The organism is Exiguobacterium sibiricum 7-3 (assembly GCF_000620865.1).
GTDB classification, from domain to species: Bacteria; Bacillota; Bacilli; order Exiguobacteriales; family Exiguobacteriaceae; genus Exiguobacterium_A; species Exiguobacterium_A sibiricum_A.
This window is the reverse complement of record NZ_KK211190.1, coordinates 1,051,778-1,077,711: the sequence shown is the minus strand read 5'-3', so window position 1 is coordinate 1,077,711 and position 25,934 is coordinate 1,051,778. Positions and strand designations below refer to the sequence as shown.

Genomic DNA, 25,934 nt, shown 5'->3' with positions numbered 1-25,934 from the left:
GACCTCCTTAATGGTTCCAGATTGCCCGGAACACATTTGTTGTCTCTCCTGGCTCGTAGACCACGTATAAAAGACAGTAGACGATAACACCTGTAATCGCCGTTAAAAACCAAATGACCGATGCTTTCGGACCGATTTTACGATGTTTCGCAAAGTTTTTCTTATAAGCAAAGAAAAGAGCCATTAGTCCAAGGACACCACCTGATGTTGCGAGCAGGATATGGAAAATCAAAAATCCTGTGTAATACGGTTTGACCGTATCCGGTCCTCCAAATGCAGTATTCCCTAACAAAATCGTTCGTAACGCGTACATGATGAAAAATAGTAACGCTAACGCAGCAGCAATTGTCATCACGAATTGGTGTGCTTTCATATTCCGGCGTGTCTGCGCAATCAAAAACCAACCAATCGCGACGAAAATCGCACTGATGACAATCAACGAGACACAAATCAATGGCAAATAACTCATGTTCCAACTTCCCCCAATTTAATCCGCTTTTGGCGAGAAGGACATACCTTCATCGACAGCAGTACTTTTAGAACGTCTGACCCATGTAAAGAACGTCAGACCAAAGAACAGCCCGTACACTAACTCTTGACCGAGTTTCATGAGAACCCCGCCAAAACGCTGGTCTTCAAGCAAATCTTTTGTTGTTCCGAATAAGCGTTCCATATTTAGCCCACTCAAATCATTATTCGGCATACAGTAAGCTAATACTTTCGCGAATGTTGCCGGATCCTGATAGGCATCGTATTGAAAACTTTGACTAAAGATCATGAACGCACACGCCGGTGTCAACAACACACCGTTCGCTACGATATACACCATCTTCTTCAAGTCCGACAAGCTGTCTTCTTCGTTGACGGGTGCAATGATCGGGTACCACATCGTCATGCTGAGGAAAATCAATGTTCCGTGGAAAATCCGGTGCACCGTATAATTCGTCAATACATAATCAAAGATGAATGGCATGTGGTAAAACGTGAACAATGAATTAAACAAAATCAGTGCAATCAATGGCAAAACGAAAAATCGTAATGTCCGTCCGAGATACGGCACCTCAAACAACCGTTTGAACACCCACCCTGGAATCGCAATCATCAAGAGCGGCGGCGCCACCATATACACAAATACCATCTGCAGCATATGGGCAGAGAATGTGATATGCGCGAGTACGTCAAGCGGACTGCCAAAACCGATGTAATAGACGAATAATGCCGCAAGCATCGAAAATTTTTGCCCTAGCGTCGTCTCTGCTTCATCGGGTCGACGGATTTTTTCCGTCAAGACAGCGTATAAAACATATATACCAATCAAAAGTAATGCATAATATGGACTCCATAAAACCGTCCAGTCGAATTGTGATAAAGATCCCCTTAAGTTGCCTAACATGTTTTCACCCCGTTCCTTTTTCCTACAGATTAAGATTACCGTTCCCCTATTTCATTGTAAAGGTTTCTCATAAAACGATTCCAAAATAAAAGACCATCCTGCTAAACGTTAGCAGAATGGTCACAATTTATTACCAGATCAAAAGACGGAGTGTCGCGACGATCGTCAAAGCGACGAAGACGCCGAGTGCCATCATGACTTTGATCCACGTGTTGCCTTTATTGTTCATATGCATGAACATATAGAGCTGCAAGTAGACTTGAACGATTGCCATGATGATCAGGAATCCACCCGCTGCCCAGTGTGGCATGAGTTCTGCCATGACCGCACCAAAAGCAATCAGTGTGAGAAAAATCATCAAAGCGAAACTTGTGAGTTGCAACTGCATCTCGCGGCTGCGATCTGCTTTCATCTCGAGTTCAACTTGATTTCGTGTTAATTGCGGTTCGTGTTTTTCCATCTTATTTCACCATCCCCATGAGGTAGACGACTGAGAAGATAAAGACCCAGACGACGTCAATGAAGTGCCAGTAAAGACTTGAAACATAATACTTCGGTGCGTTAACGACCGTAATCCCGCGGTTCCAGTTCCGAATCAATAATGTAGAAATCCAGAGGAGACCGAACAAGACGTGTGCTCCGTGGAATCCAACCAACGTGTAGAAGGCAGATCCAAAAGCACTTGAAGTAAACGTATGACCGATGTGGTAATAATGATTGAACTCATAAATCTCACCGCTGAGGAACCCTAAACCAAGTGCGAGCGTGATGATTAACCACATTTTCATCTTCTTCACATCATTACGTTTCATCGCCATCATCGCAAGAACACTTGTCAGTGAACTTGTGAGAAGGAGCATCGTCATGATGAAGACAAGACCCATTTCAAAAATATCGTAACTGCGTAATCCTTCTTTCGCACCCGAGTTGTGTAACCCGATGTACGTCCCGAAGAGCGAAGCGAACAATGTCGTCTCTCCTCCAAGGAAGAACCAGAAGGCTACATATTTATTCTTACCCTCAAGTGTTGCTTTTTCAACATGATCCGGAATACCCGTGATCGGGTTGTTTGGTACTGAATGATGTCCCATCTTACTTCGCCTCCTTTTCAGCTTCAAGGCGTAGATCTTTTTCGATTTCCGCTTTCGGGATGTAGTATCCTTCATCGTCAATCCAAGAACGGAGGAACATTGCGAAGAGTGTCATCGCAAGACCGATCAAGGCGATAATCAGACCTACTGTACCGTAGTCGAGGCGAAGAATGAATCCAAGACCGGCAAGGAATAGACCAACGGACATGACGAATGGCAGGATCGAGTTGTTCGGCATGTGGATATCGCCGACTTCTTCCGAAACAGAAACGGTTTTGTTTCCAGCCATTTTTTCGAGCCAGTATGTGTCAAGACCTTTAACAAGTGGAATTTGTGCAAAGTTGTACTCTGGAGTTGGAACAGGAAGTGTCCACTCGAGTGTACGACCGTCACCCCATACGTCACGTTTGACGTATTCTTTTGACATCAATGCTGCAACGATCGAGACAACAAGAACGATTGTCGAGACACCCATGAAGGCCGCTCCGATTGATGACAGCAAGTTCATTGTTTCCCAGCCTTGGTTTGGCAAGTACGTGAAGACACGACGTGGCATACCAGTCAGACCGAGAATGTGTTGCGGGAAGAACGTCAAGTGGAAGCCAATGAAGAACAACCAGAATTGAATTTTACCCCAGAACTCGTTGAGCTGTTTCCCGAACATGAGTGGGAACCAGTAGTACAGACCCGCGAAGAGACCGAAGACAACCCCACCAACGATAACGTAGTGGAAGTGAGCAACTACAAAGTAGCTGTCATGGTACTGATAATCGGCAGGAGCAACAGAAAGCATGACCCCTGTCATACCACCCACGAGGAACGATGGAATGAACGCAACTGAATACAACATCGCAACTGGGAACGTCAATTTACCGCCCCATAGCGTAAAGAGCCAGTTGAAGATCTTAACCCCGGTCGGAACGGCAATCGCCATTGTCGCAACCGCGAAGATCGCATTCGCAACCGGACCAAGTCCGACTGTGAACATATGGTGGACCCAAACCATGAATCCTAAGAAACCGATCAACATTGTCGCAAAGACCATCGTCGTATAACCGAAGAGACGTTTACGGGCAAATGTAGGAATGATTTCAGAGAAAATACCGAAAGCCGGTAAAATCAAGATGTATACTTCCGGGTGACCAAAAATCCAGAAAAGGTGTTCCCAAATGACGATGTTACCACCGGCTGCCGGATCGAAGAAATGTGCCCCGAAGAGACGTTCAAACGTCAAAAGGAACAATCCGACCGTAAGTGGCGGGAATGCGAAAACGATCAATGCTGATGCAACGAATGCTGTCCATGTGAACAATGGCATCCGCATCAGTTTCATACCTGGTGCACGCATGTTTAAAATCGTAACGAGGAAGTTAATCCCCCCCATGAGTGTACCGAAACCAGAAATCTGTAATCCGAGTGAGTAGAAATCAACACCGAGAGATTCTGGAACAGTTGAAAGCGGAGCATATGCTGTCCACCCTGCGTTCGGAGCTGCGCCGAAGAACCATGACAGGTTCAACAAAACTCCCCCGAAGAAGAACAACCAAAAACCAAGTGCGTTTAAAAACGGAAACGCAACGTCACGTGCTCCGATTTGAAGCGGAACAGCAGCGTTCATATAGCCGATCAACATCGGCATGGCTGCCAGGAAGATCATGGTCGTACCGTGCATCGTAATCAACTGGTTAAATAATTCACCGCTGACGAAATCATTCATCGGTTTAATCAATTGAAAACGAATCATTAAGGCTTCTACGCCACCAACTAGAAGGAAAAACAATCCAGAGATGATATAGAGAACCCCGATTTTTTTATGGTCGACTGTCGTTAGCCAGTCCATGATGCCGGTTTTTTTCTTCGGCATACCCATAGTATGTGTCCCCACTATGATTCCCCCTTAAATATTATTGGAGCTTCTTGTCCAATAGGTAGTCTGCAAGTTCGCTTAACTCTTCATCGCTAATCTTATCTTCAGAGAAACCAGGCATTTTTGTTCCTTGTTTTTCTTTTTGTGGATTGCGAATCCATTTTTCGAGATTTTCTTTATCATGATCGAGGTATCCAGCGATACGCTGACGATCACCAAAGTTTGTTAAGCTCGGCGCGACTTTCCCGCCACCGTGACAGCTGAGACAGTTTTGTGCGTAAACTTGCTCGCCTGTCGTCCAGTTCTTTTTGTTTTTTGCATCCAACTGTTTTGTTTCTGCTTCTTTAGCTGATTTCATGTCTTTAAGCCATGCATCGTAATCATCTTGCTCAAGCGCGATGACCTTGAAGTCCATCAAAGCATGCGATGGTCCACATAACTCTGCACATTTACCATAGTACGTACCGGCTTCTTGTGCTTGTAACCACATTTCATTATCAAGACCTGGGTTTGTATCTGTTTTACCTGAAAGAGCTGGTACCCAGAATGAGTGAATGACGTCTTTTGAAGTTAAGTTGACAGCAACGCGTTTTCCGACTGGAATAACAAGTTCTTGTCCTGTCGAAACACCTTTGTCTGGGTATTCGAACTCCCACCAGTACAGGTTTGCTGTAACGTTGATGACTTCATTTTTCTTCGCTTCTTTCGCATCTGCTAATTCAACCGTCGTTTTGATGGTTGGTACGGCAAGAACGACTAACAAGAGAATCGGAATGACTGTCCAAATGATTTCAAGTGTGTGATTTCCTTCCACTTGTTTCGGAACAGTGTTGTCTCCAGCTTTACGACGGAATTTCATAAGTACGTAAATATAGATGACTGCTACAATCGCAAGGACAAACAACATGACCCATAAGCTAAGCTTAATGATTTCAAGTTGCATTTGTGCGCCTTCCCCGCGAGGCTGTAGTGCGGACAATTCCGGGATTCCACAACCTGATAACAATAATGCCATCAAACCGATCGGAAGAAGCCGGAAGAGCATTTTTCCTGATTTTTTCACAACCATCCCCACTTTCTTTTCCCCAATTTTTTTCTTTCTTAAATGGTGTCCGTGAATATGTCAAATCGTTTTAGAGAGAAACGAGTACGACCGTCACGATCCAAGCCGTGAAGTAAAAGAGCGAGAAGAAAAACATCTTCGAAGCCCACTTAATCTCAGCTTGTTCTTCCTTGATTTTGAGACCTTTCAGTCCCATGTAGAGCCAGTATCCGCCAAGCACAGCCATGACAAGCATATAAATGATGCCGTAGTGCGCGAGGAGGAGTGATGATGGAAGTAACACTGCAATCCACCATACAATTTGTCGTTTCGTGATTGCAAAACCATTCACGACAGGTAACATTGGAATACCGGCAGCCCGGTACTCTTCCGTCCGTCTCATGGCGAGCGCAAGGAAGTGAGGCGGTTGCCATACGAACATGATGAGAAACAAAATCCATGCATCGATATGAAGTGTTGGAGTGACTGCCGCAAATCCAATGATCGGTGGCACTGCTCCGGAAATACCACCTACGACTGTATTGATCGTGTGTGTCCGCTTTAACCACATCGTATAGATGACGACGTAGACAAACGAACCAATCAATCCGAAAACTGCCGCAACATGGTTAACGATCAGCAAGAGAACGGTACCGGTAGCCAGTATCCCAAGTCCTAATGCCAATATCCGTTGCCCATCCATCTTACCGGTTACACTCGGTCTTCCCATCGTCCGTTCCATCTTGTAATCAATGTCACGGTCGATATAGTTATTGAGGTAACAACTACCGGCAATGACCAGTCCACTTCCGAGAAGCGTCCACAATAATGTCAACTTCGTCTGCCACAAATACAGTAGAACATCATCCGTTAAGTATGATGCTGCTACGACATAACCTGCGAAGACGGTGATGAGATTCGCACGAACGATTCCCATCTTTGCTAGGGTGACATAGTCCTTGAACGTCGGCTGATCCGATTGCTCGATCATGATGTCCAGGGTCTCCCCGTTTACTTTCGCCATGTTGTTTCCTCCTTCTAACCGTCTGCGTTCTTTCTGTACGTAGGATTCACGTATTTTCTTCACAGAAATAACACAGACACGCCACGAAACGTCCTTTTCTCTATAAAAGATACCACATATTCAAGGTCATGACGTATGAAAATACTTTCGACATAATGAACAAAATGTGAAATCTATGTGATTAACCTCACAGTTCACCATATTTACCTAATATTAGAATAGCGTTCTTCTAAAAGATTGCAAGCGTTTCGATATTTTTTATGCGATACTATTGCTAGGTATTTCAAGTATCATGTATTTCCCTAGAAAGGTGGTGGCTGCGTTTTGAATCGAAAACTTTCGATTTTTTCAGCATTTGTCACATTCACGATGATGATTGTTCTTCTCATGGGAGGAACCGTCACGAAAACAGATTCCGGAAACGGATGCGGGACCGATTGGCCGCTCTGTCATGGAGAATTGATTCCAACTAATCCAAGTGTCGAAACGATGATTGAGTATAGTCACCGCGCAGTAACAGGAGTCGTCGGTTTATTGATCATCGCCTTGTGCCTTTGGACACTTGTCGCTTTCAAAGATCGCCTGGATATCAAGATTTTCGCTTTCCTGGCCTTCATTTTCATGTTGATTCAATCAATCGTCGGTGCAGGTGCCGTCGTCTGGCAACAGTCAGATCTCGTCATGGCATTACATTTCGGAATCTCATTGATTTCTTTTGCTTCCTTACTTATCTTGACGATCTTGATTATGGAGCGTCCCGGTCAAGAATTCAGGGAATCGGTCCCAGCGTTCTTGCGTAAACTGTTGTACGGCTTATTGATCTATACGTTAATTGTCGTTTACACCGGAGCGTTCGTCCGCCATGTCGGTGCGACGTATGCATGCGTCGGCTGGCCGGTCTGTTCGCAACCAACGATGACGTTCGAAGCGTGGGTTCAAATGATTCACCGGATTTTGGCCGGTCTGTTGTTCTTCTATACGCTGTTCGTTCACTACATGGCGATTCGCCTGAAACACCGGACCTCGCGTACCGGTATGTTGTTCGCAACCTTCTTCATCTCTTGTCAGGTCGCAACCGGTGCCTGGATCGTTCTTGGTGGACATGCCACGTACGTCCCGTTATTGCACGCGTTCTTGATCACTTGCTATTTCGGAGTCATCTCTTACCTCGCTTACCATGCGTTCCGGACGCGAAAAGACGATTCCCGGTTACGCTGATTCGACTTTCAACTAAAAAACAGGGAGAGGATTTTAATCCTCCTCCCTATTTTTTTACACGTTTTATTTGAAACGGGCAATCGCTCGTTTTCGGGCCATGTCGTGGTCGACAATCGGCATCGGATAATCGTAATCTTGTCGTTGTTGTTCCGTCGGCTCATGAATCGACGTTTTAGGTAAATCCTTGAGTTCCGGCAAATACTGGCGGATAAAGGTTCCATCCTTATCAAATTTCTTCGACTGAGTCGTCGGATTGAAGACTCGGAAATACGGAACAGCATCCGTCCCGACGGACGCCGCCCATTGCCACCCGCCAATATTCGATGCGGCTTCATAATCAACCAGTTTTTGCTGGAAATACCGCTCCCCTTTTTGCCAATCGACCAGTAAGTCCTTTGTCAAAAAGGACGCGACAATCATGCGCAGACGGTTATGCATCCACCCCGTCGTGTTGAGCTGTCGCATGGCTGCATCGACAATCGGATAGCCCGTTTCCCCTTCTGTCCAGGCTTTAAAGCCAGCCTCATCTGTTTCCCATTCAATCTTCGTATACTGCTCGTTGACCGGTAATCGTTTGGACTCCGGATAATGCATCAAAATCGTGTAATAAAACTCCCGCCAAATCAATTCTGTCACATACGTTTGCTTCCCTTTCGAATCTTCCTCCTGATTGACGGCTTCATAGATTGTCCGAATTCCAATTTCACCGGTCCGCAGGTAACGAGACATCAGACTTGTTCCGTCGACCGCTGGCAGATCCCGTTGCTCGTCATAAGAAGACAGACTATTTTTGATGAATGTCTGCAATCGTTTCTTCGCCTGTTCTTCCCCTACACCAAAGTCAGCATCCGATGCCGCTTGTTTAAAGTAATCCAACATAAATGCATTGTTTTGACGTCGTGTGTGATAACGTTCTTTCAGAAGATCCAGATTGACAGGGTACGGCTTATCGATATCTTTCTTCAAAAAAGCATTTTTATAGGGTGTGAACACTTTATAATAGGAACCGTCATTTTTTTTGACGGCATGTGGATGAAGCAGATGACGGTCAAGCAGACGTTCCGACTTTTTGTCACCCCGCTTTTTCATGATCCCATCATCACGACTCTTAAACGGTTCTACATATTCAGCGTTAAACAACAAGACATCCGCCATATCTGTCGCCTCGAGAAAATCTTTTTCCTGTCCTTCGATGAATCGGATCGGCATCCCGTGTGTTTTACAGTTTTTTGCGAAATGTTCGAGTGCCTGGAAGAAATATTGTTGCCTCGCGTCATACTCTCCAATATAGTCCGGGTTCACCCAAAAAACGAACTCGACGTTTGCCTGTTCATCCTTTTCTAGATAGTCAACCGCTTGTGCCAGCATACGATTGTCCTCGAGCCGAAAATCACTTCGAATCCAGCAGATGATATTCATATTCGTTCCCCCCTAAAATAACGATGAACGAAAAACAGACAATCCGCCATGCGTTTTGCCTGTTTTCGTCATACTGTGTTTATGCTATTTACGTTTTGTGTGTTAAATAAATTCAATCAATAAATCTTGACTCGCGATGGCTTCGCCTTCTTTGACATGGACCGATTTAATCTCACCGTCTTCAGGTGCTTGAATCGTCGTCTCCATTTTCATCGCTTCCGTTACAAGCAACTGCTCTCCCTTGCGAACCCGCGTTCCAGGTTCAACCAGGACTTTCAAGACGCTACCCGGCATGGAAGCCCCAATCTGTTTCGGATTCGAACGATCGGCTTTCGGACGGCTCGATGAACTTTCCTTAATGCTGATATCTTTTACTTCGACTTCACGCGGCACACCGTTCATCTCGTAGTAGATGACACGGACACCATGATCGTTTGGTTGACCAATTTGAATCAACTTCAAGTACAACGTTTTTCCGCGCTCGATTTCAACCTCAATCGTTTCCCCGAGACGCATGCCGTGGAAGAACGTGCTCGTATCGAGAACCGAAATATCACCATATCGTGCGACGTACGAACTGTAATCCAGGAATACCTTCGGATACAAAGCATACGCTAAGGCATCGAACTCCGTCACCGGACGTTCCAGTTTCTCGAACAGTTCATGCTTGATGGCGTCAAAATTGAGTGGCTCCATCATTTTCCCAGGACGCTCCGTCAATGGCTCGACGCCTTTGAGGATTGCCGCTTGAACTTGTTTCGGGAAACCGTCTGGTGGCGTACCGAGCTCCCCTTTCATCAATTCGACGACAGAATCCGGGAAGTCGAGATTGCTGGCACGTTCTAATACATCTTGTTCTGTCAAATGATGCTGAACCATGAACAAGGCCATATCACCGACGACTTTTGAAGATGGCGTAACTTTAACGATATCGCCGAACAGCATGTTGACACGGGCATACATCGTTTTGACTTCAGACCAACGATCCGCGAGTCCGACAGCTTTGGCTTGTTGTTGAAGATTTGAATACTGACCGCCCGGCATCTCGTGATCATAGACGGTCGGATTCGGTGCTAACATATCAAGTTCAAACGCTTGATAGAGGTGGCGTACATCCTGCCAATAGTCCGATACTTGTTCGAATTTTTGGACAGACACGAGCGGCTGACGTTTATGACCGCTCAGTGCATGAATCAAGCTTCCTCCGGCAGGCTGACTCGTCAGACCCGCCATGCTTGAAGCTGCGACATCCACGATATCGACACCGGCATCGACAGCCCGGGCATATGTGTAAATTCCGTTTCCGCTTGCATCATGCGTATGCAGATGAATCGGCAAATCGACGGCATCTTTTAATGCCGAAACCAAAGCGTAAGCAGCTTCCGGTTTTAATAGTCCCGCCATGTCTTTAATAGCGATGATATGAGCACCACTGGCTTCAAGCTGCTTCGCCAGTTTGACGTAATACGGAAGATGATACTTCGGACGATTCGCATCGAACAAGTCGCCTGTATAACAAACTGCCGCTTCTGCGATTTTCCCAGTTGGCAAGACGGCATCGATGGCCAACTGAATCGATTCCGGATTGTTCAAGCTGTCGAAAATACGGAACACATCGACACCGGCTTGCGCTGCTTCTTTGACGAAGGCATGAATGACATTGTCCGGATAGTTTTTATAACCAACCGCATTGGCTCCGCGTAACAACATCTGAATCAAGACGTTCGGCATCTTTTCGCGCAACTGCATCAAACGTACCCACGGATCTTCTGACAGGAACCGGTATGCCACATCAAATGTTGCTCCACCCCAAGCTTCCACTGAGAAGAGTTCCGGTAGCAGTTTGGCTTCCGCTTCCGCGATGGCGATTAAATCCTTCGTCCGCATCCGCGTCGCAAGTAAGGATTGGTGGGCATCCCGGAATGTCGTATCCGTCAATTGAACACGCTCTTGTGCTTTTAACCAGTTGATGACACCAAGTGGTCCTTCCGCATCAAGAATCGCTTTTGCTCCTGCTTGATAGTCAGCAGGCAAGTCTTTCGGAATCCGGACGTCCCGGGCAATCGGTTTTTCGATCTTTCCGATTCCAGGGAAGCCGTTGACAGACACTTCTCCAATATACGTCAGCAACTTCGTTCCACGGTCTTGTCGTTTCGGGAAGATGAACAATTCTTTTGTATCATCGATAAATGACGTATTGTAATCTCCACTGATGAACGCATGATGTTTCAACACATTACTTAAGAATGGAATATTGGTTTTAATTCCTCGAATTCGGAACTCACTTAGGTTACGGCTCATTTTCGCAACGGCTTGATCATAGGTTAAGCCATGTGTCGAAATCTTAACGAGTAAAGAATCGTAATAAGGCGAAATCTCAGCTCCGACATACGCGTTTCCACCGTCGAGACGAACGCCAAAACCACCTGGTGAACGGTAAGCCTTGATTTTGCCCGTATCCGGCAAGAAGCCGTTTTCCGGATCTTCTGATGTAATCCGGCTTTGAATGGCGAAACCTAACATTTGAATCTCTTCTTGTGCAGGAATACCCACTAATTTACTATGTAGTGATTCCCCTTCTGCGACTCGGATTTGTGTCTGGACGATATCGATTCCGGTAATCATTTCCGTAATCGTATGTTCGACCTGAACACGCGGATTAACTTCGATGAAATAGAACGACTCGTCTTGTGTCACTAAAAATTCAACCGTTCCAGCATTCTCATAGCCGACGTGCTTCATCAATGTGACAGCTGCATCACAAATCTTTTGGCGTCCCTCATCTGATAACGTGACACACGGAGCAACTTCGACGACTTTTTGGTGACGGCGTTGCACTGAGCAATCACGTTCGAACAAATGAACGATGTTGCCATGGGCATCTCCAATGATTTGAACTTCGATATGTTTTGGACGTTCAATCAATTTCTCAACGTAGATTTCGTCTGAGCCGAATGCTTTTAAGGCTTCCGATTTTGCCCGTTCAATCATGTCCGGTAATTCTTCTTCGGTCCGGACGACACGCATACCGCGTCCGCCGCCGCCTAAAGAAGCTTTGACCATCAATGGATAGCCGGCTTTTTCAGCAAAAGCATACGCTTCATCAATTGATGTAATCGGACCATCCGTACCCGGGATAACAGGTAATCCGGCTTCGATGGCAGTCGTCCGCGCACGGACTTTATCGCCAAAACTATAGAGATGTTCTTCTCGAGGACCGATGAAAATAATGCCTTCTTCGCGGCATCGTGTAGCGAGTTCAATATTTTCTGATAAAAAACCGTACCCGGGATGGATCGCATCACATTCTGCTTTTTTCGCAGTCTCGATGATTCCTTCGATATCAAGATACGCTTCAATCGGCTTTTTCCCCTCGCCAATTCGGTATGCTTCATCTGCTTTATATCGGTGAAGCGATCCCTTATCTTCTCGTGAATAAATAGCGACTGTCCGAATCCCAAGTTCGGTTGCCGCACGGAATACGCGAATCGCGATTTCTCCGCGGTTGGCTACAAGAATCTTTTTGATTTTAGTCAACTGATGCTCCCCCTTTAGGTAATGAACTCGTAGCACTCATCTTTCGTGCTTCCTGTACTTCTTTATGATACGCTATCCGGTGCTTGTTTTGCATCGAAATATTTGCCACGACACCAAGCATCGTACTCATGACGAGAAGCGAAGACCCGCCGTAACTGATGAACGGTAACGTCACACCGGTCCCCGGAAACAGACCGGACATCGCTCCGATATTGATACCGGTTTGAATAAAGATGATGGACGAAATGCCGAATGCCACCATGCTCGAGTAGATTGAAGCCGATTGCCGGGCAATGAGCGCACCTTGCCACATTAAAAAGAATAACAGCCCCAGCACAATCAGGACTCCGACGAATCCGAGTTCTTCCGAGATAATCGACATGATATAGTCGGTCTCCGGTTCCGGCAGATAACCATACTTTTGAAAACTATTTCCTAAACCAACTCCAAAAAATCCTCCGTGGGCAATCGAGATGACCGAATTAATCAATTGATACCCTTTTCCTTCCGCGTCCAGGAAGGGATTGAAGATGGCATTGATTCGTTCCATCTGGTTGGCGGAAAAATTGTTCCAGGCATATACGCCTACTAACCCGACACCGACAAACCCTACAGCGATGTAACCGGGTGGCAACCCGACTGCAAACCAAATCATCGCCGTAATCAAAAGTAAAATGAATAACCCGCCATCATCCGGTTGCATCCGGATAATCATGGCATAAGGGGCGAGTAACACGAGCATTGGAATCAAAATCCAGTCCGTGAAACTGAGCAAAATCCGCTTGCCGGATGAATCCGGTGCGATTTGACGATGAATGAAGTGGTGGACGATTCCAATCACACCATTCATCTGTCCTTTATGCTTTTGATCAAAATAGTTGGCAAGACCGATGACGAGAACAAATTTACACAGCTCGATCGGCTGAATCAAGAAAATCCCGAAATTCAACCAGGCACGCGCCCCGTTCAACGGTGTAGCAAACAGCGTTGCCGTCAACATACCGAACGTGATGACATATAAAGCCAACCGTACCAATGGTCCTCGGAAAATCTCATGATTCAGATGGGCGACAAATAAGAAGACAGCAATCGCCATCACATCAAACATCAATTGTTTCTCAAAAAATGAGGTGTTTGCGTAATCGCCACCGTTCCAGACACTGGCGCTGTAAACCATCACCGTACTGATTGCCATCAAGATGAGCATCGTGAAGAAGAGGCGATAATCAAAAAACGCACGTTTTTCCTTAAACTTCGATTGCATTATGTACACGTCCTTTTTCTAATTCCTAGTTCTAAAAAAAAATACCCAAACGCCGCATTTCACGTTTGAGTAGAAAATCAGCACGTCTCCGCATCATGTAAATCAGATAATTGCTGTTCTAGTGAGTCGAGTAATTGTTTTCCTTCACTCGCATCAATCAGTTCGAGACGAACGGCAAAATCAATTTGGCGTGACAATCCGAACATTTGTGTATCCAATACTTCCTCATACAGAGGACATTGTGGCATCGTTAAATTCGCAAGCTGGACCTCGATCAACCGGCGGATTTTGTGGGCATCCGCTTCTAGTAGCTCAAGAGCGCGCTGGCGATGAACTGTCCCGATTTCAGTTGACAATCCAATCCCTCCTCATCAAATGACGCGTTCCTGTTATAGCTAAACTTTACCTTACTTTCGCCAACAATTCAACGTTTCGGTATAATGGATTTGCACGACTCATACATTTAGGGGGAATAATGATGATTTTTCCGATTACAGGTAACGTCCGCTACCCACTCACGATCGACCCGACGGTTTGGATCTTTGATGAACGGAAGATTGAAGTCGACCACATTGGGAAAGAAGTCGGTGATAACGCACAAGAAGCCTATTATGCCAAGATGGGGGCTGCTTGGGATAAAGGAATTACGGAAGGCAGTCGGACTGATCACAACAAACCGATGACACGCGAAGAAAAAGACGCCGCCTTGCGTGGAACATTCGCCATGTCGCTTGCGCCTTTCATCCAAAATGCCGAGCCGCTCGAAGGTGCAGCCGCCTTACGGTTCGAAGGAACGGAAACGGTTGAAATCGCTTTGAGTACGTTACCGGAACTGTACTTACAGTTTTCAAAAGACGGAAAAGTGTTAAGCGATGGTCCTGTCCATCTGCTTTACCGTGATCAAATCGTCCGCTCTGTGACCCGTATCACTGTAGTATAATCAAAAAATGATGAAAAAGCCGTTTCTGTTCCTTCTTAACATGAAGGAAACAGAAACGGCTTTTTTGTTGGGTTTGCTCAGAGTAAATCCGCTGCCAATCGAGCCAGGTTTGACCGCTCACCTTTGACGAGTTTGACATGCCCCGTCATCTTTTCACCTTTCAACCGCTCGACTGCATAAGACAATCCGTTTGAATATTCATCCAGGTACGGATGATCGATTTGCTGCGGGTCACCGACTAAAACAATTTTCGAATTTTCACCAACACGGGTCAAAATCGTTTTCACTTCATGTTTTGTCAGATTCTGCGCCTCATCGATGATGATGAATTGCCCCGGCATACTCCGTCCTCTGATATAGGTCAGAGCTTCCAGTTGAATCGATTTCATCCCCGCCAAAATGTTTCCTAGTTCATCACCGGAACTCGTATTGAATAAATGTTCCAAGTTATCATAGATCGGTTGCATCCAAGGGCGGAGTTTTTCTTCCATCTCTCCCGGTAAGTATCCGATATCATTCCCCATCGGTACGACCGGACGAGCAACTACTAATTTTTTATACCGGTGTTCGTCTTCGACTTGTAACAGCCCCGCTGCGAGTGCCAGTAAAGTTTTTCCGGTTCCCGCTTTCCCGACGAGTGTGACAAGCGGCACATCATCTCGAAGCAACAGTTCAAATGCCATCCGCTGTTGGACGTTCCGCGGAACGACGCCCCAGACTTGATCGATATCGAGTGATAACGATCGGATGATCGGCAATTCCTGATCGACGACGGCAATCGCAGAAGCTTTCGACACATTACTCTTTAAAATGACGAATTGATTCGGATGCACTTTTTCCGGAAGAACATCGACCGATAATCGTTTATCTTGATAAAACGCATCGATGTATTCTTGATCGACGATCAGTTCAACAAAACCCGTATATAGTCCGGTCAGATCGGCAATATGATCCGTCAAGTAATCTTCCGCAACTAATCCATAAGCGTCCGCTTTGACCCGGACTAAGATATCTTTTGAGACCAGGATGACATCTCGTCCACTTTGCTGTTCTTTTTGTTCCCGGTGAATTGACCAGGCCAGTTCGAGAATCTTGTTGTCGTTTGATTCATGTGTGAATGGTGAAACTTCACTGATGGAATCTCCGATATCGACCCGAAGAATTCCGCCGTTCCCGAGTGGAACACCGGCATGGAGGTGTCCGGTTTCCCGCAATTGATCCAAAATCCGTGCCGTTTCCCGGGCATTTCGACCGACTTCATCCATATTTCGTTTTTTTCCGTCCAGTTCTTCTAAGACTATGGCCGGAATCACGACATCGTGCTCTTGAAATTGAAACAGAGACAATGGATCATGTAGCATGACATTGGTATCGAGCACATATATTTTTTTCATTCCATCGTTCGCTCCTTTAGAGTCGAGTTTTGATGAATGTTATCCTTTTAAAATGTCTTGAATTTGTTGATCAAGTTGCAGCGCGGCTGCTTCATCATACGTTTTATGCACACGCGGCCGGTCCGACACAGCGGCTCCGTAGAATAAGATATCGCGGACCTCTTTTATCTGTCCTTCATAGAGCGCTACCTTTAACGGTAAGCGTGCTGTCGTTTCCCAGGCTGCGACATCCGTACATGTTAAACTGTACGTCGACTGATCAGCAAAGAAAATAAGTGTAAAAACAGGATGGTCAGCTAACGTTTTGACAAGTAATGAATCTGCTTCAATCGCAAAGCGAATTGTTGTTTCGTCTTTTGCATACACCCAACTGATGGCATGTGTAATCGGCCAGCTTTTGCTCTGATCATGTGTGATTAAAAACACGAGCGGTAAATCTGTTAATGCCTTCATCTGCTGTTCACTCAGACGATGTTCCACTTTATTTGCCATGGTACCACCCCCTCTATTCCTTATTTTATTACTATTCGATATCCGATATTCGCATCCCTTTTTCAAGTTGAACAATTCTTAAATATGATATACTAAGAAAAAAAGGGGGACCTCCCATGCGTGTCAAATGCACCATCTGCGATAAACGAGAAACCATCGACGACTGGTCCTTCACAGCAAAAAGACTGCGAAATAAACCGGTACGCGTCTACATATGCGATGAATGTCATGAACGTGTCACAAAGCGGACCGTTGAGAGGCAAGAAACAGGAAAATTCAACCTGTATCCGACCTGGGCGACAACTAAAAAAAGATGGTAAAACTACTTTGACGATCAAAGTAGTTTTTTTACGGTTCGAGACGAACAAGAACATCGTCTTTGTCCGAAGGATTGCCTCGTCCATCCGTATTGTTCGTCACGTAATACAGTCGTTTTCCGTCCGCCATCACGTCTCGAATACGTCCCCGATCCGTCACGAGTAGCTCTACTTTAGAGGTCGACGTTTCAATTGACTGGAGACTCTGACCAACCAGTGTCCCGAAATACAGTTTCCCGTTTTGTTCGGCTACTCCGCTCGGCGCAACTGAATTTTCACCCACTTCATACCAAGGGGTTACTAATCCTTGCTGCTTTTCTGTCCCTTCAATCAATGGCCAACCGTAGTTTTTTTGTTCAATCCGGTTGATTTCATCATGTCCGCTCTGTCCGTGTTCCGTTGCGTACAACGTTTGGTCGACAAAGACTAATCCTTGTGGATTCCGGTGACCATAACTATAGACGTATTCTTTTAAATTCTCTTTCGCTGGGCTACCGTCAAGGTTCATACGAAGAATCTTCCCGGATAAAGAAGAGAGTTTTTGAGCGTTCTCGGGGACTGCCGCGTCTCCGACCGTGACATATAATAATCCATCCGGTCCGATTTCGATTCGGCCGCCGTTATGAATCGATGCTCCTGGAATCGCATCAAGCAATACCCGTTGCTCTTTCCATGATTCCTTCTCTTCCTTAATCTCAATGACTCGATTCCAAAGTGCGCCATCCTTCTCATACGTATGATAGACATACGCGGTTTGATTCTCTTTGAAGTCTGGATCGAGCGCCATACCGAGGAGTCCGCCTTCCCCTTCCGCAACGACCTGTTCGTTCAATTCGAGATCCATCCGGCTGTACTTGCCTTCAGTCCCTTTTACAATCGTCCCTTCCCGTTCGGTAATATAAAATATCTGTTGGTTTTTTTCAATATTCCACGGAATCCTTAAATTTTCGAAAATGATATTGCTTTTGACCGACTCCGATGTTTTCGGAACCGATTTCGACGAATCTTCGGTCGTCGTTTCTGAACATCCGGCTAAAATAACAGCAAGACCACATGGAATGCCCCATTTTCGGTTGATCATATCTATCACCTCTTGCTATTTTTTTCCCGAACCTGCCGTAAACTATTCCTGAAATCGAACACGGAACGCATTTCACTTCATTTCACACAAAAAAAGTCCCGTCTCCAAAAGGAAACGGAACTTTTTTTAGTTGATTTACGATCAAGAAGCGGTTCGTTCTCGCTCACGTTTGACCATCCACATCCGGAATCGGTAAATTCCGAGAATGACGACCATCGCAAGCAATACTTCAGGAATCGGCCATGTCCAAAAGACAAGTGTTAAAGCGGCAGAGAACACCGCAAGCAACAAATAGACAATCAGCGATTTCCACCAGGCTAACTCTTTCGCAAAACCTAATTTAAAAACGATTAACGTCAAGATGACGACCGTAATCATCAGTGCATTGAAGCCGGCACTCAAGTTATTCGGGTCACTTCCCACACCAAGCAACTTCGCAACGGCGGGAATATCAAATTTTGAGAAATCAGAAGCAACGGCAGGTTGTGCAGTCATTGCCAGTCCCCCTTACGTGTTAAGAGCTCAGTCTTTACCAAGACGACGACGCTTGTCTTGTTTTTCACGTTCGTTTTTGTTCAATACTTGTTTACGAAGACGAACTGATTGCGGTGTAATCTCACAGTACTCATCTTCATTCAAGAATGTTAATGATTCTTCGAGCGAGAAGACACGTGGACGTTTAAGAACGTTTGTTGTATCTTTCGCAGATGCACGCATGTTCGTCAATTGCTTCGCTTTAACAACGTTAACAGCGAGATCGACGTCACGGTTACATTCACCGATGATCATTCCTTCGTAAACTTCAAGGCCTGGCTCGATGAAGATCGTTCCGCGGTCTTCAAGTGCAGAAATCGCATATGCAGTCGCTTTACCAGCTTCGATTGAGACCATAACACCACTGCGGCGTCCACCGATATCCGCGTTGATGAACGGACGGTATTCTTCGAATGTATGGTTCATGATGCCGTATCCGCGTGTTGCAGATAAGAATTCATTCCGGTATCCGATCAATCCACGTGAAGGAACGATGAATTCCATTTTTGTTTGTCCGTTATCCATTGTTTGCATGTTCGTCAGTTCACCTTTACGGAGACCGATCGATTCCATGACGCCACCTGTATATTCTTCAGGTGTATCAATGACAACGCGCTCAAACGGCTCAACTTTGACGCCGTCTTCAACTTTGATGATTACCTGCGGTTTAGATACTTGAATTTCGTATCCTTCACGACGCATGTTTTCAATCAAAATTCCGAGGTGAAGCTCACCACGGCCAGATACGATCCAGCGGTCCGGTGAATCTGTGTTTTCGATACGGAGTGAAACGTCTGTTTCAAGCTCTTTTTCAAGACGCTCTTCGATTTTACGCGAAGTGACGAGGTCACCTTCACGACCAGCGAATGGCGAGTTGTTGACGATGAACGTCATTTGAAGAGTCGGCTCATCAATACGAAGTAATGGGAGTGGATCGACGTGTGAAGTCGGGCAAACCGTTTCACCGACGTTGATGTCTTCCATACCTGCGATTGCGATCAAATCTCCAGCTTTTGCAGCTTCGATTTCAACACGTTTCAGACCAAAGTATCCGAATAATTTCGTAACACGGAAGTTTTTGATTGATCCATCAAGTTTAGAAAGCGAAACGCTGTCTCCAACTTTGATTTCTCCACGGAAAACGCGTCCTACTCCGATACGACCAAGATAGTTATCATAGTCAAGCATCGTAACTTGGAATTGTAATGGATCCATGCTGTTGTCAACAGGAGCCGGAGTATGTTCAAGAATCAAGTCAAGAACGTTTGTAATTGTATCTTCTTGATTTTCAAGTTCAGGGTCAAATGAACTTGAGCCGTTGACTGCCGATGCATAAACGACTGGGAATTCGAGTTGATCTTCATCTGCTCCAAGATCAATCAAGAGGTCGACGACTTCGTCAACAACTTCGAGTGGACGAACCATCGGCTTGTCAATTTTATTGACGACGACGATTGGTTGAAGACCTTGTTCAAGTGCTTTTTTCAATACGAAACGTGTTTGTGGCATACAGCCTTCACGAGCATCAACAACGAGGATAACGCCGTCAACCATACGCATGATACGTTCTACTTCACCACCGAAATCGGCGTGACCTGGTGTATCAACGATGTTGATGCGTGTATTTTTGTAATCAATTGCCGTATTTTTAGCAAGGATCGTGATTCCGCGCTCACGCTCGATATCATTTGAGTCCATTGCGCGTTCTTCGACTAGTTCATTCGCACGGAATGTTCCAGATTGTTTTAAAAGCTCATCGACGAGTGTCGTTTTACCATGGTCAACGTGGGCGATGATCGCGACGTTGCGTAAATCGTTTCTTACTACTGTTGTCATAGGTGTGTACCTCTTTCTGTTCATTTAAATAATCCATTAATACTTTCGGTCAACTTTAAGAGTATAGCACAGGTTGACTAGTAGTTGGCAATCACTTCGATTGAAGATGACAGCGAAAGCCTTTTCATTGTCCCTGATTCACGCTAAACTAAAGACGAGTTCATGTATCGTGAGGGGGGAATGACAAATGCGGATTCTTTTTTTATTGTTAGCCATCATCGCAGTTGGTTCGATGGCAGCCATCGGTATTTTTATTGCGGAACAAAACGTACTCATGATTGTCGTCTCACTTCTTTTGACCATCGGGACGATGGGAGTTGGCTTCGTCTTGAAAGCTCGTTTACGTAAACAAGCCTAAACGCCCTCTACGGGCGTTTTATTTTTGCACGTATGTCAACACGTCTTCAACGAATTGACGGCTTCCTGCCAGTACACTCGTTTGTTCAAGATACGTCATCTCTGTCCCCTCGATCGTCCCGACACGTCCGCCGAGTTCCTCGATCAATACTTGTCCACCTGTATAATCCCACGGCATATTCCGCATCGTGATGTAACCGTCGACACGTCCCGCCGCGACCCAGGCAAGTTCCAGCGAAGCAGCACCGACAGCCCGAACACCGACCGCATCACGGACAAGTGGCGCGAGTAGATTAGAATCGATTCGCCGGTTCGCTGTCACCCATGTCGCATTCATGCAAATAATGGCTTCTTTGACCGGTCTCTCCTTGATGGGTGCGAGTCGAATACCGTTTTCGTAAGCCCCTTGTCCTTTGATGGCATGAAACAGTTCATCGGCCATCACATCATAGACGAACCCGTAACGCAGTTCCCCTTCTACCATAATGGCAATCGAGATCGCGAATAAGCGTTTTTGACGGATGAAGTTCATCGTCCCGTCAATCGGATCGACGAACCAGACCGTTCCTTCTAATGTATCCGGACGAACGATTCGTCCTTCCTCTCCATACACATGATGATCAGGATATCGATCCAGAATTCCTTGAATCAATAAATCTTCGACATGTTGGTCAATTTCTGTGACGAGATCACTTTTATTTGTTTTTTCTTCTATATGATACGCTTGATCCATCTTTTGACGAATATACTTGCCCGCCCGCTTGATTAGATCGATCGCATGTAACTCAATCCCTTGCATCCGACTCACCCTTTCCGTCTCTTTCAGACCGTCCTACATTCTCATGATAACAAAAAAAATCAACCAACAAAAATTTCGCTGGTTGATTTTGGGATTATTTTATTATCGTTTATTCTATTTTAAAAGATATCATCTTGTTTACGCTTCAAGACGAACCATCTCTTGGCGGTATTTTTCAAGACGTTCCTTACTGGCACCCATCGCTTCCGTATCACTTGCTACGATTGCATCATGTAATGTCGCAAGTTCATAATCGATCTCAAGGCGCAATACAGGAATGCGTTTTTCTGCATCTTTTCTTTTGTATGCTTCGATCACTTGTTTCACAGTAACCACACTCCTTCGCGGGATAAAAAACTTAGTTATCAGACAATTGCGACTAATTAGTGGATTGAATCCATAATAGTACGATTCAACTTAGATGTAAAGTATCTATTTTTAAATTTTACAGTTGTACGATATCGTCTTGTATGTAGTATATAACCAGTTTTTGTTTTTTCTAAACAACCAGCCCCTCTTCTGAACTGTCAGAAAAGGGGCTGGTTGACGATGCGGATTTCGTTACTTTTTCAAACGCAACAAGGCATCTGTTTGTTTTCTCGCTTGTTGTACAGCACGGTAGCTCGAACATCCTGTTTCTTCAAAGTAAAACTGATCAAGCTGTTTTTCTTCCGATTTTGAATTGACGATGGTTTTAAACGCTTGATAGGCATTTAAAAAGACAGTACGATCGACCCCTTTTTCGTAAGCCTCTTCAACAATATTAAAAAATTGGATGACTGTAACGATTTCGTCCGTAGACCAGTCCGGATTAATCGGATAATTGACCGCCATTGTGACACTTCCTTTCTTGACGCTTCCTATTTTACAACGAAATCGAACATAAAACAGTTGCAACCTCATGAAAACTTGTTATAGTTAGCTTGTTTGATTGTTTTTTATTCGGTTTTAAGGGGGGAAATCTGGTGCAAACAAAAAGCTTAACACAGCTCGATACACCTTTATTCGATGCGCTGCTTGCGCACGCGAAACGTCAACCAATTCAATTTCATATTCCCGGTCATAAAAATGGCCAAGGAATGGATCCTGCTTTTCGATCATTCATCGGTCAAAATGCGCTCGATATCGATTTAATCAATATCGCGCCGCTCGATGATTTACATCATCCAAAAGGAATCATCAAGGATGCTCATCAATTAGCAGCTCAAGCCTTCCATGCAGACGAAACATTTTTCTCCGTTCAGGGAACCTCGACCGCCATCATGGCAATGATCATGAGCGTCGTCGGTCCGGACGATAAAATTTTAGTTCCCCGGAACGTTCATAAATCGGTCATGTCGGCTATCGTTCTTTCTGGAGCGCACCCGATTTTCATTCACCCCGAGTTTGATGAAATGTTTGGCATCGCTCATGGTATTACGCCAAGTGCCGTCGAGCGTGCTCTCAGTCTTCACCCGGACACAAAAGCCGTCCTGGTTATCAACCCGACATACTTTGGCGTCGCAGGTGACTTAGAGAGCATCGTTACGCTTGCCCATGGTAAAGGTATCCCTGTACTAGTCGACGAAGCACACGGCGTTCATATTGCGTTCCACGATGATATGCCGCTGTCTGCGATGCAGGCAGGTGCAGATCTCGCTGCGACAAGTGTTCATAAATTAGGAGGATCGCTGACCGGTAGCTCCGTCTTGAATGTCCGTCGCGGACTCGTCTCACCGGATAAAGTCCAGGCCGTCCTGTCGATGTTGACGACGACCTCCACTTCCTATCTATTATTGGCATCACTCGACTGCGCCCGCCGCCATCTGGCGATTAACGGAGAAGCAATGAACCGTCGTGCGCTCGAACTTGCGACACGGATGCGGATGGGACTCGCGAAATTGCCTTATCTCGCCGTGTTTGGTGAATCGGATTTGCATTCTAGTGCGACATTTGCCTTCGATCCGACAAAAGTGTTGATTTCCGTTAAAGGACTTGGCATTTCCGGCCATCTCGTCGAAGAATTTTTACGGGAAGAACACCGGATTGAAGTCGAACTGTCAGACTTAAACAACATCTTGTTGATCATCACTTCTGGTGATTCGGAAGAGACGATTGATGCCTTGCTTGCAGGAATGGCTGCTCTCGTAGAACGTCATCGGGATACGGGATCTAAAACAGCATCCCACTCCATCGTTTTGCCTGACATTCCAGCACTCGCTCTCAGTCCGCGGGATGCGTTTTATGAAGAAACAGAAACGATTCCACTTGCTGATGCTGTTGGACGGATCTCGGCAGAGTTCATGATGGTCTATCCACCCGGTATCCCAATCTTTATTCCGGGTGAAATGATTACGACTGACAACTTAGCGTATATCAAAGAAAACATCGAAGCCGGTCTTCCTGTTCAAGGACTGGAAGATCACACACTCGAGACGATCAAAGTCATTCAACAATCGAATGCGATTCGTTAAATATCGTGCCTAAACAAAAGACCGTAACTGCTAAAAAGCAGTTGCGGTCTTTTAGTCTGCCTGTTCGTAACTCGGAGTGTACGGCAACAGCGTCGCTAGAAATTCCCCTACTGTCTCGGCATCGATGGCATCAATGCCAAGTAATCGATGCAAGGCTTCTGAATCCAATACATCTGCGTGATCGAGTAATGCAGCGCGCCCGCTCGTGAGACTGACGACTAGCATCTTCCCAAAAAATTGTTTGGTAAAGATGACACCAAAATCGTACCGTGCTTGTTCCGTCGTCACACCGATAAACCTGACTTTATCCGTTTCTGAGACATGATACAGTTCTTCGAGTGGCGATAATTGCGATTCCATCGTGTCTCACCCTTTCTTTTTTATCCTTTTCCTGTTTTAAAGAAAGGTTAAACGAAACAAAAAAACCTTAAGCGGTCGGCTCCCCGCTTAAGGTTTTCTTGATTATTTAATGATGTGGATTGGGCTACCGATTGCAACTTCAGCAGTTTCCATTGCGATTTCACCGAGTGAAGGGTGCGCGTGGATTGTGAGTGCGATATCTTCAGCAGTCATTCCAGACTCGATTGCAAGTCCCATCTCTGCGATCATGTCAGATGCGCCTGTACCAGCGATTTGAGCACCGATCAAGAGACCGTCTGATTTACGTGTGATCATTTTCAAGAAGCCGTCTGGCTCGTTGAGTGCAAGAGCACGTCCGTTTGCAGCGTAAGGGAATTTAGAAGCGAGGTAATCAAGACCTTCTTCTTTTGCTTGCGCTTCTGTATAACCGACTGTTGCGAGTTCTGGGTCTGTGAAGACAACCGCAGGAATCGCGCTGTAGTCGAGGTATGCCGGGTGTCCAGCAGCAGCTTCAGCAGCAATTTTTGCTTCGAATGAAGCTTTGTGTGCAAGTGGCGGTCCAGGAACGATGTCCCCGATAGCATAGATGTTTTCGTTCGACGTACGGCACTGATCGTCGATTTCGACGAGTCCACGTTCGCTGACTTTAACTTCTGCCATTTCAAGACCGAGATCAGATGTGTTCGGGCGACGACCAACTGTGACGAGGACGTAGTCCGCTTCGACAGTTTGTGTTTCACCTTTGACTTCAAACGTAACTTTCACGCCTTCTTCTGTCTCTTCAACACTTTGTGCAAGTGCTTCGTTGTGAATCGTGATGTTGCCTTTTTGTTTGAGCTTTTTCTTGACGACTTGCGTCATTGCCGGCTCGAATCCAGAAAGGATATCTTTTGTTCCTTCTAAGATGACAACTTCAGTATCAAAGTTAGCATACGCTGTTCCGAGCTCCATTCCGATGTATCCGCCGCCGATGACGATGAGTTTTTTCGGAAGTTCAGGAAGGTTCAATGCGCCTGTTGAAGAAAGGACGCGTTTTGACCATTTGAAAGCCGGAAGTTCGATTGGAGTCGAACCAGTTGCGATGATACATTTTTTGAATTTGTAAGGTGTAGAAGAATCTTCATTGATGATACGAACTGTATCTTCAGATTGGAAGTAAGCTTCCCCAACGACTGTCTCGACGTTGTTACCTTTAAGAAGGCCACCAACACCGCCAGTCAATTTGTTGACGACAGACTGTTTCCAAGACTGAACTTTTGAGAAGTCGACTGCGACATTCTCAGATGTGATTCCCATTGAATCTGAACCTTTTGCATGTTGGAAGTTGTGTCCAGCTGTAATCAAGGCTTTTGATGGGATACATCCGACGTTCAAACAAACACCACCGACGTTTTCACGCTCGACGACTGTTACTTTAAGTCCGAGTTGCGCACCGCGGATTGCAGCGACGTAACCACCAGGGCCAGCCCCGATTACGAGTAAATCTGTTTCTTGTGCGAATTCACCTACTACCATT

At 45.6% G+C, this 25,934-nt stretch carries 26 protein-coding genes; 5 read left to right on the top strand and 21 right to left on the bottom strand.

Going from position 1 to position 25,934, the window contains the following annotated elements; translation table 11 throughout:
• Window positions 1-7 precede the first annotated feature (7 nt).
• From P402_RS0106350 to cyoE, 7 genes are all read right to left on the bottom strand, one after another.
• Window positions 8-469 carry a DUF420 domain-containing protein gene (locus tag P402_RS0106350; RefSeq protein WP_026827916.1) on the bottom strand — a complete coding sequence of 154 codons (462 nt, stop codon included), beginning with the start codon at window positions 467-469 and terminating at the stop codon, window positions 8-10.
• Window positions 470-487: 18 nt separating this feature from the next.
• Window positions 488-1,393, bottom strand: a complete 906-nt coding sequence (gene ctaG / locus P402_RS0106345) for a cytochrome c oxidase assembly factor CtaG (RefSeq protein WP_026827915.1) — start codon at window positions 1,391-1,393, stop codon at window positions 488-490.
• A gap of 130 nt (window positions 1,394-1,523) precedes the next feature.
• Window positions 1,524-1,853, bottom strand: coding sequence for a cytochrome C oxidase subunit IV family protein (locus P402_RS0106340; RefSeq protein WP_026827914.1), 330 nt, complete (start codon window positions 1,851-1,853; stop codon window positions 1,524-1,526).
• Between the two features lies 1 nt (window position 1,854).
• Window positions 1,855-2,484, bottom strand: a complete 630-nt coding sequence (locus P402_RS0106335) for a cytochrome (ubi)quinol oxidase subunit III (RefSeq protein WP_012370856.1) — start codon at window positions 2,482-2,484, stop codon at window positions 1,855-1,857.
• Window position 2,485: 1 nt separating this feature from the next.
• Window positions 2,486-4,354, bottom strand: a complete 1,869-nt coding sequence (ctaD, locus tag P402_RS0106330) for a cytochrome c oxidase subunit I (RefSeq protein ID WP_026827913.1) — start codon at window positions 4,352-4,354, stop codon at window positions 2,486-2,488.
• A gap of 34 nt (window positions 4,355-4,388) precedes the next feature.
• Complete coding sequence (gene coxB, locus P402_RS0106325; RefSeq protein ID WP_012370858.1) at window positions 4,389-5,420, bottom strand: cytochrome c oxidase subunit II; 1,032 nt, start codon at window positions 5,418-5,420, stop codon at window positions 4,389-4,391.
• 64 nt (window positions 5,421-5,484) lie between these two features.
• Window positions 5,485-6,417: a heme o synthase gene (cyoE, locus tag P402_RS0106320; RefSeq protein ID WP_012370859.1), complete on the bottom strand. Its 933-nt coding sequence runs from the start codon at window positions 6,415-6,417 to the stop codon at window positions 5,485-5,487.
• 324 nt (window positions 6,418-6,741) lie between these two features.
• Here cyoE and P402_RS0106315 point away from each other — a divergent pair, with 324 nt between their 5' ends.
• Complete coding sequence (locus P402_RS0106315; RefSeq protein WP_026827911.1) at window positions 6,742-7,635, top strand: COX15/CtaA family protein; 894 nt, start codon at window positions 6,742-6,744, stop codon at window positions 7,633-7,635.
• A gap of 63 nt (window positions 7,636-7,698) precedes the next feature.
• Here the strand turns inward: P402_RS0106315 and P402_RS0106310 are convergent, their stop codons facing one another.
• The 4 genes from P402_RS0106310 to P402_RS0106295 all read right to left on the bottom strand — a co-directional run bounded on the left by P402_RS0106310 (window position 7,699) and on the right by P402_RS0106295 (window position 14,211).
• Entirely contained in the window at window positions 7,699-9,054 is a 1,356-nt protein-coding gene (locus P402_RS0106310) for a cryptochrome/photolyase family protein (protein WP_026827910.1), read from the bottom strand.
• A gap of 102 nt (window positions 9,055-9,156) precedes the next feature.
• Window positions 9,157-12,591 (bottom strand): pyruvate carboxylase, encoded by a 3,435-nt coding sequence (locus P402_RS0106305; RefSeq protein ID WP_026827909.1) that lies wholly within the window; start codon window positions 12,589-12,591, stop codon window positions 9,157-9,159.
• A complete protein-coding gene (locus P402_RS0106300; RefSeq protein ID WP_026827908.1) occupies window positions 12,584-13,855 on the bottom strand; it encodes an FtsW/RodA/SpoVE family cell cycle protein in 1,272 nt (423 codons plus the stop codon). The genes P402_RS0106305 and P402_RS0106300 overlap by 8 nt, the downstream gene beginning before the upstream one ends.
• Before the next feature lie 77 nt (window positions 13,856-13,932).
• Window positions 13,933-14,211 (bottom strand): YlaN family protein, encoded by a 279-nt coding sequence (locus tag P402_RS0106295; protein ID WP_014970798.1) that lies wholly within the window; start codon window positions 14,209-14,211, stop codon window positions 13,933-13,935.
• Window positions 14,212-14,333: 122 nt separating this feature from the next.
• Between P402_RS0106295 and P402_RS0106290 the strand changes: the two genes are divergently transcribed.
• Window positions 14,334-14,795 carry a hypothetical protein gene (locus P402_RS0106290; RefSeq protein ID WP_026827907.1) on the top strand — a complete coding sequence of 154 codons (462 nt, stop codon included), beginning with the start codon at window positions 14,334-14,336 and terminating at the stop codon, window positions 14,793-14,795.
• A gap of 77 nt (window positions 14,796-14,872) precedes the next feature.
• Here the strand turns inward: P402_RS0106290 and P402_RS0106285 are convergent, their stop codons facing one another.
• Window positions 14,873-16,189: a PhoH family protein gene (locus tag P402_RS0106285; RefSeq protein WP_026827906.1), complete on the bottom strand. Its 1,317-nt coding sequence runs from the start codon at window positions 16,187-16,189 to the stop codon at window positions 14,873-14,875.
• Window positions 16,190-16,228: 39 nt separating this feature from the next.
• Window positions 16,229-16,681 carry a hypothetical protein gene (locus P402_RS0106280; RefSeq protein WP_026827905.1) on the bottom strand — a complete coding sequence of 151 codons (453 nt, stop codon included), beginning with the start codon at window positions 16,679-16,681 and terminating at the stop codon, window positions 16,229-16,231.
• A 116-nt stretch (window positions 16,682-16,797) separates the two neighbouring features.
• Here P402_RS0106280 and P402_RS0106275 point away from each other — a divergent pair, with 116 nt between their 5' ends.
• Window positions 16,798-17,001, top strand: coding sequence for a YlaI family protein (locus tag P402_RS0106275; protein ID WP_026827904.1), 204 nt, complete (start codon window positions 16,798-16,800; stop codon window positions 16,999-17,001).
• Between the two features lie 28 nt (window positions 17,002-17,029).
• Here P402_RS0106275 and P402_RS0106270 read toward each other — a convergent pair whose 3' ends face one another.
• The 3 genes from P402_RS0106270 to typA all read right to left on the bottom strand — a co-directional run bounded on the left by P402_RS0106270 (window position 17,030) and on the right by typA (window position 20,449).
• Complete coding sequence (locus P402_RS0106270; protein WP_026827903.1) at window positions 17,030-18,079, bottom strand: PQQ-dependent sugar dehydrogenase; 1,050 nt, start codon at window positions 18,077-18,079, stop codon at window positions 17,030-17,032.
• Between the two features lie 141 nt (window positions 18,080-18,220).
• Window positions 18,221-18,574, bottom strand: a complete 354-nt coding sequence (locus P402_RS0106265) for a YlaH-like family protein (RefSeq protein WP_012370870.1) — start codon at window positions 18,572-18,574, stop codon at window positions 18,221-18,223.
• Window positions 18,575-18,601: 27 nt separating this feature from the next.
• On the bottom strand, window positions 18,602-20,449 hold the full coding sequence (gene typA, locus P402_RS0106260; RefSeq protein ID WP_014970803.1) for a translational GTPase TypA: 1,848 nt from the start codon (window positions 20,447-20,449) through the stop codon (window positions 18,602-18,604).
• 187 nt (window positions 20,450-20,636) lie between these two features.
• On the opposite strand from typA, the gene P402_RS16990 reads away from it, so the two are divergent.
• Complete coding sequence (locus P402_RS16990; RefSeq protein ID WP_012370872.1) at window positions 20,637-20,807, top strand: DUF5325 family protein; 171 nt, start codon at window positions 20,637-20,639, stop codon at window positions 20,805-20,807.
• Window positions 20,808-20,825: 18 nt separating this feature from the next.
• Here the strand turns inward: P402_RS16990 and P402_RS0106250 are convergent, their stop codons facing one another.
• The 3 genes from P402_RS0106250 to P402_RS0106240 all read right to left on the bottom strand — a co-directional run bounded on the left by P402_RS0106250 (window position 20,826) and on the right by P402_RS0106240 (window position 22,439).
• A complete protein-coding gene (locus tag P402_RS0106250) occupies window positions 20,826-21,605 on the bottom strand; it encodes an inositol monophosphatase family protein (RefSeq protein WP_026827902.1) in 780 nt (259 codons plus the stop codon).
• Window positions 21,606-21,743: 138 nt separating this feature from the next.
• Window positions 21,744-21,932 (bottom strand): hypothetical protein, encoded by a 189-nt coding sequence (locus P402_RS0106245; protein ID WP_012370874.1) that lies wholly within the window; start codon window positions 21,930-21,932, stop codon window positions 21,744-21,746.
• Between the two features lie 234 nt (window positions 21,933-22,166).
• Window positions 22,167-22,439, bottom strand: coding sequence for a UPF0223 family protein (locus P402_RS0106240; protein WP_026827901.1), 273 nt, complete (start codon window positions 22,437-22,439; stop codon window positions 22,167-22,169).
• Window positions 22,440-22,570: 131 nt separating this feature from the next.
• Here P402_RS0106240 and P402_RS0106235 point away from each other — a divergent pair, with 131 nt between their 5' ends.
• Complete coding sequence (locus tag P402_RS0106235; RefSeq protein ID WP_026827900.1) at window positions 22,571-24,058, top strand: aminotransferase class I/II-fold pyridoxal phosphate-dependent enzyme; 1,488 nt, start codon at window positions 22,571-22,573, stop codon at window positions 24,056-24,058.
• A 51-nt stretch (window positions 24,059-24,109) separates the two neighbouring features.
• On the opposite strand, the gene P402_RS0106230 is transcribed toward P402_RS0106235, so the two are convergent.
• Both P402_RS0106230 and lpdA read right to left on the bottom strand, forming a co-directional pair.
• Entirely contained in the window at window positions 24,110-24,418 is a 309-nt protein-coding gene (locus tag P402_RS0106230) for a DUF3055 domain-containing protein (RefSeq protein ID WP_026827899.1), read from the bottom strand.
• 102 nt (window positions 24,419-24,520) lie between these two features.
• Window positions 24,521-25,933 carry a dihydrolipoyl dehydrogenase gene (gene lpdA / locus P402_RS0106225; protein ID WP_026827898.1) on the bottom strand — a complete coding sequence of 471 codons (1,413 nt, stop codon included), beginning with the start codon at window positions 25,931-25,933 and terminating at the stop codon, window positions 24,521-24,523.
• Between the last annotated feature and the right edge of the window lies 1 nt (window position 25,934).

Coding starts and splice junctions, on each gene's coding strand:
- P402_RS0106335 (WP_012370856.1), bottom strand. CDS start 2,484: ATGGGACATCATTCAGTACCAAACAACCCGATCACGGGTATTCCGGAT.
- P402_RS16990 (WP_012370872.1), top strand. CDS start 20,637: ATGCGGATTCTTTTTTTATTGTTAGCCATCATCGCAGTTGGTTCGATG.
- P402_RS0106265 (WP_012370870.1), bottom strand. CDS start 18,574: ATGACTGCACAACCTGCCGTTGCTTCTGATTTCTCAAAATTTGATATT.
- P402_RS0106280 (WP_026827905.1), bottom strand. CDS start 16,681: ATGGCAAATAAAGTGGAACATCGTCTGAGTGAACAGCAGATGAAGGCA.
- P402_RS0106350 (WP_026827916.1), bottom strand. CDS start 469: ATGAGTTATTTGCCATTGATTTGTGTCTCGTTGATTGTCATCAGTGCG.
- lpdA (WP_026827898.1), bottom strand. CDS start 25,933: ATGGTAGTAGGTGAATTCGCACAAGAAACAGATTTACTCGTAATCGGG.
- P402_RS0106230 (WP_026827899.1), bottom strand. CDS start 24,418: ATGGAATCGCAATTATCGCCACTCGAAGAACTGTATCATGTCTCAGAA.
- P402_RS0106285 (WP_026827906.1), bottom strand. CDS start 16,189: ATGAAAAAAATATATGTGCTCGATACCAATGTCATGCTACATGATCCA.
- P402_RS0106270 (WP_026827903.1), bottom strand. CDS start 18,079: ATGATCAACCGAAAATGGGGCATTCCATGTGGTCTTGCTGTTATTTTA.
- P402_RS0106240 (WP_026827901.1), bottom strand. CDS start 22,439: ATGGCGGTCAATTATCCGATTAATCCGGACTGGTCTACGGACGAAATC.
- ctaG (WP_026827915.1), bottom strand. CDS start 1,393: ATGTTAGGCAACTTAAGGGGATCTTTATCACAATTCGACTGGACGGTT.
- P402_RS0106250 (WP_026827902.1), bottom strand. CDS start 21,605: ATGCAAGGGATTGAGTTACATGCGATCGATCTAATCAAGCGGGCGGGC.
- P402_RS0106310 (WP_026827910.1), bottom strand. CDS start 9,054: ATGAATATCATCTGCTGGATTCGAAGTGATTTTCGGCTCGAGGACAAT.
- typA (WP_014970803.1), bottom strand. CDS start 20,449: ATGACAACAGTAGTAAGAAACGATTTACGCAACGTCGCGATCATCGCC.
- P402_RS0106275 (WP_026827904.1), top strand. CDS start 16,798: ATGCGTGTCAAATGCACCATCTGCGATAAACGAGAAACCATCGACGAC.
- cyoE (WP_012370859.1), bottom strand. CDS start 6,417: ATGGCGAAAGTAAACGGGGAGACCCTGGACATCATGATCGAGCAATCG.
- coxB (WP_012370858.1), bottom strand. CDS start 5,420: ATGGTTGTGAAAAAATCAGGAAAAATGCTCTTCCGGCTTCTTCCGATC.
- P402_RS0106340 (WP_026827914.1), bottom strand. CDS start 1,853: ATGGAAAAACACGAACCGCAATTAACACGAAATCAAGTTGAACTCGAG.
- P402_RS0106300 (WP_026827908.1), bottom strand. CDS start 13,855: ATGCAATCGAAGTTTAAGGAAAAACGTGCGTTTTTTGATTATCGCCTC.
- P402_RS0106290 (WP_026827907.1), top strand. CDS start 14,334: ATGATTTTTCCGATTACAGGTAACGTCCGCTACCCACTCACGATCGAC.
- ctaD (WP_026827913.1), bottom strand. CDS start 4,354: ATGGGTATGCCGAAGAAAAAAACCGGCATCATGGACTGGCTAACGACA.